General features: G+C 40.6%; 7 protein-coding genes and 3 pseudogenes. 6 read left to right on the forward strand and 4 right to left on the reverse strand.

Going from position 1 to position 6,639, the window contains the following annotated elements:
- The first annotated feature begins 61 nt into the window (after positions 1–61).
- The 5 genes from rpsU (at position 62) to ADA55_RS10050 (ending at position 3,869) form a co-directional block, all read left to right on the forward strand.
- Positions 62–235, forward strand: a complete 174-nt coding sequence (gene rpsU, locus ADA55_RS10030) for a 30S ribosomal protein S21 (RefSeq protein ID WP_028391853.1) — start codon at positions 62–64, stop codon at positions 233–235.
- Positions 236–249: 14 nt separating this feature from the next.
- Positions 250–693 (forward strand): GatB/YqeY domain-containing protein, encoded by a 444-nt coding sequence (locus tag ADA55_RS10035; protein ID WP_048682886.1) that lies wholly within the window; start codon positions 250–252, stop codon positions 691–693.
- 344 nt (positions 694–1,037) lie between these two features.
- Positions 1,038–2,312, forward strand: a complete 1,275-nt coding sequence (locus ADA55_RS10040; protein ID WP_082162836.1) for an NfeD family protein — start codon at positions 1,038–1,040, stop codon at positions 2,310–2,312.
- Positions 2,313–2,362: 50 nt separating this feature from the next.
- Positions 2,363–3,352, forward strand: coding sequence for a flotillin-like protein FloA (floA, locus tag ADA55_RS10045; protein WP_375792916.1), 990 nt, complete (start codon positions 2,363–2,365; stop codon positions 3,350–3,352).
- Positions 3,353–3,374: 22 nt separating this feature from the next.
- Positions 3,375–3,869 carry a hypothetical protein gene (locus tag ADA55_RS10050; protein ID WP_048682893.1) on the forward strand — a complete coding sequence of 165 codons (495 nt, stop codon included), beginning with the start codon at positions 3,375–3,377 and terminating at the stop codon, positions 3,867–3,869.
- A gap of 285 nt (positions 3,870–4,154) precedes the next feature.
- On the opposite strand, the pseudogene ADA55_RS30425 reads toward ADA55_RS10050, so the two are convergent.
- The 3 pseudogenes from ADA55_RS30425 to ADA55_RS30435 form a co-directional block, all read right to left on the reverse strand.
- A pseudogene (locus tag ADA55_RS30425) lies at positions 4,155–4,400 on the reverse strand (recombinase family protein); the annotation flags it as partial.
- A 325-nt stretch (positions 4,401–4,725) separates the two neighbouring features.
- Positions 4,726–5,127, reverse strand: a pseudogene (locus ADA55_RS30430) (cupin domain-containing protein); the annotation flags it as partial.
- A 63-nt stretch (positions 5,128–5,190) separates the two neighbouring features.
- Positions 5,191–5,631: pseudogene (locus ADA55_RS30435) on the reverse strand (ferritin-like domain-containing protein); the annotation flags it as partial.
- Between the two features lie 275 nt (positions 5,632–5,906).
- On the opposite strand from ADA55_RS30435, the gene ADA55_RS10060 reads away from it, so the two are divergent.
- The gene (locus ADA55_RS10060; protein WP_048682896.1) at positions 5,907–6,182 is read left to right on the forward strand and encodes a recombinase family protein; all 276 of its coding nucleotides are present in this window, start codon (positions 5,907–5,909) and stop codon (positions 6,180–6,182) included.
- On the opposite strand, the gene ADA55_RS10065 is transcribed toward ADA55_RS10060, so the two are convergent.
- Positions 6,175–6,561, reverse strand: a complete 387-nt coding sequence (locus ADA55_RS10065) for a recombinase family protein (protein WP_048682898.1) — start codon at positions 6,559–6,561, stop codon at positions 6,175–6,177. The two genes, ADA55_RS10060 and ADA55_RS10065, sit on opposite strands and share 8 nt — an antisense overlap.
- Between the last annotated feature and the right edge of the window lie 78 nt (positions 6,562–6,639).

The following is a 6,639-nucleotide window of genomic DNA, read 5'->3' on the forward strand; positions in this document are numbered from 1 at the left end:
GTACATGTATAACATGTTGACAACTTGAGTTAGTGTGTTGTTTTCGGAGGGAGGGAAAGAGATGTCTAAAACCGTTGTTCGTAAAAACGAATCGCTTGAAGATGCTCTTCGTCGTTTCAAACGTACTGTATCTAAAGCAGGATCGCTTCAGGAAGCTAGGAAGCGTGAATTTTATGAAAAACCAAGCGTAAAACGTAAGAAAAAGTCTGAAGCTGCAAGAAAACGTAAATTCTAAGAGAGGGTGGAAAGATGAGTCTTCTCGAGCGTTTAAATAATGATATGAAACAAGCGATGAAGAACAAGGAAAAGGACAAACTATCTGTTATTCGGATGCTGAAAGCTTCTATTCAAAACGAAGCCTTGAAGCTGAGACAGGATTTAACAGATGATGAAGAATTGACAGTGCTCTCTCGCGAATTAAAACAACGCAAAGACTCCCTCCAGGAGTTTGAAAACGCAGGTCGTTCAGATCTCGTGGATAAAGTCCGCACCGAACTAGTATACGTAGAGGCATATATGCCTCAGCAACTTTCAGAAGAAGACATTTCTAAAATCGTTAACGAAACGATTTTAGAAGTCAATGCAACATCCAAAGCAGATATGGGCCGAGTTATGGGAGCTTTAATGCCTAAAGTTAAAGGTAAAGCGGATGGTTCTCTAGTTAACAAATTAGTACAACAACATCTATCTTAAACTCTAAACTTAAAACTCGAAACCTAACCGCAGGCAAATTGCCTGTGGTTTTTGTGTATTTCATGAATTTTATGCGTATATTATTGAAACGAAGCCCAAGATAATTGTGGCACTTTTAATTTTATTTGCTTTTTTTGAAACCTTTTTCATATACATACGTAATAACTAAAGAACAGGGTAAAGGGTTGCTTCAATTGCTCCTTATTCGAATTTTAGTTGCGGGCTGAATTTACTGGTAAGTTCCTGGATAATGGGACACTTACCGCGTTTAATACGGGAAAGGGGGCGTTCCGTTGAAAATTTGGCGTTATTTATCTGTACTCCTATTTGGATTGCTGTTCACCATGTCTTCCTTTGGTGGAGCGACGGTATCTGCAAACGAGAAGATCGTTTACCATGTACCCATTGAAGAAACGGTGGAAAAGGGACTCTCGGCCTTTTTGGAACGAGCACTGACCACTGCTGAAGCAGCAGATGCAGATCTTGTCGTTTTCGAGGTGAATACCCCTGGAGGTGCTGTGGATGCAGCAGGGGAAATTGCAAAGTTACTGGCGGATTCACCAATAAAGACAGTTGCCTATGTCAATAATAGGGCTTTATCTGCAGGGGCATACATTTCTTTAAGTGCGGATGAGATCTATATGGTTCCGAGTGCCACCATGGGATCTGCAGCTGTGATTGATTCAACAGGGAACGCTGCAAGTAAGAAAGCGCAATCTTATTGGTTGGCTGCCATGAAGACTGCTGCTGAACAAAATGGACGTGATCCCATATACGCCCAGGCGATGGCGGATGTTGACATCGATCTACCCGAATATGGAGCGGAAAAAGGGAAGTTGCTGACATTTACAGCCGAACAGGCAAAAAAGGCTGGGTATAGCGAAGGCACTGTCTCTGGAAAAGCGGAGCTGTATAGTATACTTGGGGTTGAAGATGCTGATATTCGGTCAATCGAAGAAAGCTTTCCTGAGAAGCTAGCCCGCTTTTTGACCAACCCGATCGTCGTTCCCATTTTATTAACGATAGCGGGAATCGGGATTGTGATGGAATTGTTTTCACCCGGCTTTGGAATTCCGGGCGTAATTGGAATCACCAGTCTTGTCTTATTCTTCTATGGTCATCTTGTAGCCGGTATCACCGGATACGAATCGTTAGCGCTGTTCATCATTGGGGTCATTCTCGTACTGATTGAATTTTTTATCCCAGGGGGGATTATCGGGCTGCTCGGGTTTACAGCGATAGTGGGGAGTCTGTTCCTTGCGACAGGTGATCCGGTCCATATGACGATATCCTTGCTAATTGCGGTCACCGTATCCATTTTGGTATTCATCCTACTTGTAAAGGTGTTTGGAAAACAGATGAAATTTTTCAGGAAAATGATATTAACCGATGCAACAAAAACGGAACAAGGATATGTCAGCAATCCGAATCGTTTGGATTTATTAGGTGTAGAAGGGAAGGCCCTTACAGATTTGAGGCCTTCAGGAACAGCTTTGGTCAAAGAAGAAAGAGTGGATGTCGTGACCGAAGGAAGCTTTATTTCCAAAGGTTCGTCAATCATTATCGTTAAAGTTGAAGGATCAAGGGTAGTCGTCCGGGAAATTCCGGATTCAAATTAAAATTATAAGATACAGGAAGGATGAATCATTAAGTGATAACTTCAGGAACGATATTTATTGTACTGGCAGTGATTGCTGCTATCATCGTATTGGCAGTGTTTTTCACATTCGTACCAGTCATGTTATGGATTTCCGCTTTAGCGGCAGGAGTCAAAATCAGTATATTTACATTAGTTGGGATGAGGCTTCGCCGTGTTATACCAAGCAGGGTCGTCAATCCCCTTATCAAGGCCCATAAGGCTGGAATCAATGTTTCGACGAATCAATTGGAGAGCCATTACCTTGCAGGCGGTAATGTCGATCGAGTGGTGAATGCATTAATTGCTGCAGAACGCGCCAATATCACGTTACCATTCGAACGGGGTGCAGCCATTGACCTTGCCGGTCGTGATGTACTGCAAGCCGTTCAAATGAGCGTTAACCCGAAAGTGATCGAAACTCCATTCATCTCAGGTGTAGCGATGAATGGTATTGAAGTGAAAGCGAAGGCAAGGATCACGGTCCGGGCCAATATTGAACGCCTGGTCGGTGGTGCCGGTGAAGAGACGATCATTGCCCGTGTAGGGGAAGGGATCGTATCGACGATCGGTGCTTCGCAAATGCATACGGATGTACTGGAACATCCCGATTTGATTTCAAGAACGGTTTTATCGAAAGGGTTGGATTCAGGGACGGCATTCGAAATTCTTTCCATTGATATTGCTGAAGTGGATATCGGTAAAAATATCGGGGCCATCTTACAGACGGACCAAGCCGAAGCCGATAAGAAAATAGCCCAGGCAAAGGCCGAAGAACGACGTGCGATGGCTGTTGCACTTGAACAGGAAATGGTTGCCCGTGTTCAGGAAATGAGAGCGAAGGTTGTTCAATCCGAAGCGGAAGTTCCGCTGGCCATGGCCGATGCACTGAAAAGCGGAAACCTTGGAGTGATGGATTATATGAATATCCAAAATATCACGGCCGATACGGATATGCGCGGTTCCATCAGTAAAATATCCGAAAATCCAAAAGATAACAACAATAACCATAATAATTATTAGGTCAGGGAAGGAAGGTCTTTAAATGGGAGATTTTATTGATTTCTTTCTCAAGAACCCATTCCTTATCATTGTCTTGATCGGTATTTTAACGTCCATGTTAGGAAAGAAAAAACAGGCTCAAAATCCTAACACCCCTCCGAAAAAGAAATGGCAGGAGGTCATGCAGGAGCTTCAAGGTGAAATGCAGCAAGGGAATCAGCAGCAAACGCCTGCTCCTGCTCCCGTAAGGAAAGTCGAACAGCAGCCAGCACAGGCTGCAGAAGTGATCGATGAGACGAAGAACGAAGCGAATGAAAGGATTGCGGAGCTTAGACGGATTCAACAGAAGTATGATCAAGAGCGTTTGTATCAAAAAGCGAAGGCAGATCAACTTACATCAACGATTTCTGATAAAAACAGTCCGGTCTATCGGAAAGGACCGTCTTTCGGCAAAAAGCAGCTGATTGATGGCATCATCATGTCAGAAGTGCTGGGACCGCCAAGGGCGAAGAGAAGTCTTCAGAGGTCCAGAAGGTGATTCGGAGCCCCGGCCTTATTTTAGACCGTCATCTAATGAGCAAGAAAAAATAGACTTTCATTCACTTATAATTTTGTGCTAGAACCCTCTTTCATTTCATACATATGAAATGTTTTAAAGAGGGTTCTTTTTTTTCTCTACTCTAGCTAAAGAAAGTCTGAATTTTTTATGGCGTGTGATGAACCGACTATGGGTATAACCTGCCAAAGACACCAGTGAAAATGTTGAAATATACCCCCCCATGTGGACTTGTTAAACAAAAAGAGACACCTTGATGGAGTCTCCTTAGTTTGCTTCATATTCCTTAACCTTACGATAGAATGTAGCCTTAGTCATATTTGATTTCTTCATTGCTTCAACTGCAGTGGTATCTCCTGCTTTCCATTACTTATAAGCCTCTTCAAATTCGGATGTAATAGATGTTTTAGGTCTTCCTAGGTGTTTACCCTGTGCCTTTGCCGATGCTATGCCTTCAGCTTGGCGAGCCTTTATCTTAGTTCTCTCTTCCTCAGCAACCCGATCGTGGATTTGACATTTTGTTTTATGTCTTTAATGTAGTAATAAAAGGGATTCGCCAATCCAAAATTCTCTAATTCTACATGTTTTTGCTTTGCTGAAGAAGTTTTGATTCTCCTGTACGTTCCCATTCTTCTACTGTTTCATATGCTTTTTCGGGAGAATATCCTTTCCCTACAAGAACTCCCATTAGAATAAATTCTTGAAGAATGTGTGTTGCATTTATTCCTCTTTTAACATCCTCTAACCCTTCTTTTACCAAAAATTCAGTGTACCGTATCCATTCATCTGGAGTCTTACCAGAAATAACTGTTGTATCTCCATTGCCATGACCGTAGCCTTCTTCCGCAGCTATTGCATCTTCTTTAGTTACATGAACCGTACCCAATGGATGTTGTGGAGGAGCATATATCGAGTAAAGTTTTAAAGGGGTATTACCTGTATTGGTTACATTGTGCCATGTTCCTGCAGGTATCATAATGGCAGAATCATCATAAACGTTTCTTACAAAGTCTAAATTATCCTTTCTCTTGCCCATTTGAACAATCCCTTGACCTTCTTCAATACGTAAAAATTGGTCAAGGTTAGGGTGAATTTCTAAACCAATATCTTCACCAACGTTAAGACTCATCAATGTAACTTGCAAATGTTTTCCTGTCCATAAAGCGGTACGATAGGTACTGTTTTGCTTCGTAGCCTCATTGATATTCACTACAAATGGTTTCGGTCCATAATCTTTTACCTCAATTTTATTTCTGACTTGCCGTTCGGTGTGCGTTACCTTTGGATTTATTGAAAAATATAACAAAAACCATACAGCGTGATTTTGTTCGTCTGCTGCTGCACGTCGAAATCTTTCTTTAATGAAAGTATCCTGTGCCTTATCTGCTATATCTAAATAAAAATCAACGGCTTCTTGTTCATCTTTAAAGGCAAATTCGATTCCTGCTCTATACTTTTCAGGACATTCTTCAGTGATTTTATAAGTGGGCTGCCTACCTGTTAAATTTGTATAAATTCCGCTGAACTCTTCAAGATGACGTCTTTCATCTTTTTGAATCTCAAGTATTTTGTTCCTTTCATCTTGTGTAGGTGCGTTATTGGCTAACTTTTCATAACAAGCAATAGCACTAAACTCCGCATTAATTGCTTTCTGAATATCGCTTGCTAATTGGGTGTCATTCGTTTGACGAAAATATCCATTATAATATGGATGATAATTATAGAAATCTTCATTTGAATACATTATTGATTGTCCTCCAGATGTTAAATAGTCAACTTATCATATGCTTTGTAAATAGGTGGGTGTGCAAGGACAAGGACAAGGAGGGATTAGTTAGTTAAATAGGAGGTCATAAAAGGTATTATATTTAGTTTGCACCCAGGTTGACTTCAGCTACATTGTTTTATACTGTTTTAGTCTAATAACACTTGTGAAGAGTTAGCTCTACAAACTCGAAGCATTACGCACGTTATGAATCGATGATATCAAGTAAAGAGTTAAAAACTATCATTCGCAGAATGAGGAACGGTAAAATAGAAGGTGTAAGACGAGGTCAATGGGTGCAAGGTGTCCCTCCCGTTGGATACATACGAGGGGATGACAAGAAGCTTGTAATAGTTGAATCAGAAGCTAACCTTGTTCGACAGATATTCAACTATGCTGAGAACGGTAATGGAATCCCCACTATCGTTAGAAAGCTAACAGGACAAAAAACGAGAACTGGTAAAGCATTCACTTTAACTTCTATTAATACCATACTTAAAAATGAAACCTACACAGGAAGAATTATATAAATGTTAAAGATACATCAAACATAAAACGGTCTGATTCATCGTTCAGATTGAATATTCTGCTTGGAGTGATGATAGGTACATCATTCTCTTCTAATACCTTTGCAATCATTTGTGAATAGAGATTATCACGAGCAATCCTACTGAGTTCAACTACAACTAGTCCATCATACAAGCCTTGTGCAATATCTTTAAGTAATTGTAATAGGACTTTTCTCTCTTCAAACTTGCCTCCCGATTCAATCTCTTCATATAACTTGTACTTATATGATTTTGATTCGCATAATCTTTTAGTAATTGTCCTGTGATTAAGTAGAACATCTTCAGATTCGTTATTATCCCTTGAGATTCGATTATAGATGGCTACTGTTTTAATTAGCATGTTATGAACTCCTAAAGAATAGTATGGTATTAAGATTAACTTATATCATAGCTACAGTCTGTAAGTAATCTCATACAT

The sequence above is a fragment of the Bacillus sp. 220_BSPC genome, assembly GCF_001054655.1.
Lineage (GTDB): Bacteria > Bacillota > Bacilli > Bacillales > DSM-1321 > Peribacillus > Peribacillus frigoritolerans.

Coding starts and splice junctions, on each gene's coding strand:
- rpsU (WP_028391853.1), top strand. CDS start 62: ATGTCTAAAACCGTTGTTCGTAAAAACGAATCGCTTGAAGATGCTCTT.
- ADA55_RS10035 (WP_048682886.1), top strand. CDS start 250: ATGAGTCTTCTCGAGCGTTTAAATAATGATATGAAACAAGCGATGAAG.
- ADA55_RS10040 (WP_082162836.1), top strand. CDS start 1,038: ATGTCTTCCTTTGGTGGAGCGACGGTATCTGCAAACGAGAAGATCGTT.
- ADA55_RS10050 (WP_048682893.1), top strand. CDS start 3,375: ATGGGAGATTTTATTGATTTCTTTCTCAAGAACCCATTCCTTATCATT.
- ADA55_RS10060 (WP_048682896.1), top strand. CDS start 5,907: ATGAGGAACGGTAAAATAGAAGGTGTAAGACGAGGTCAATGGGTGCAA.
- ADA55_RS10065 (WP_048682898.1), bottom strand. CDS start 6,561: ATGCTAATTAAAACAGTAGCCATCTATAATCGAATCTCAAGGGATAAT.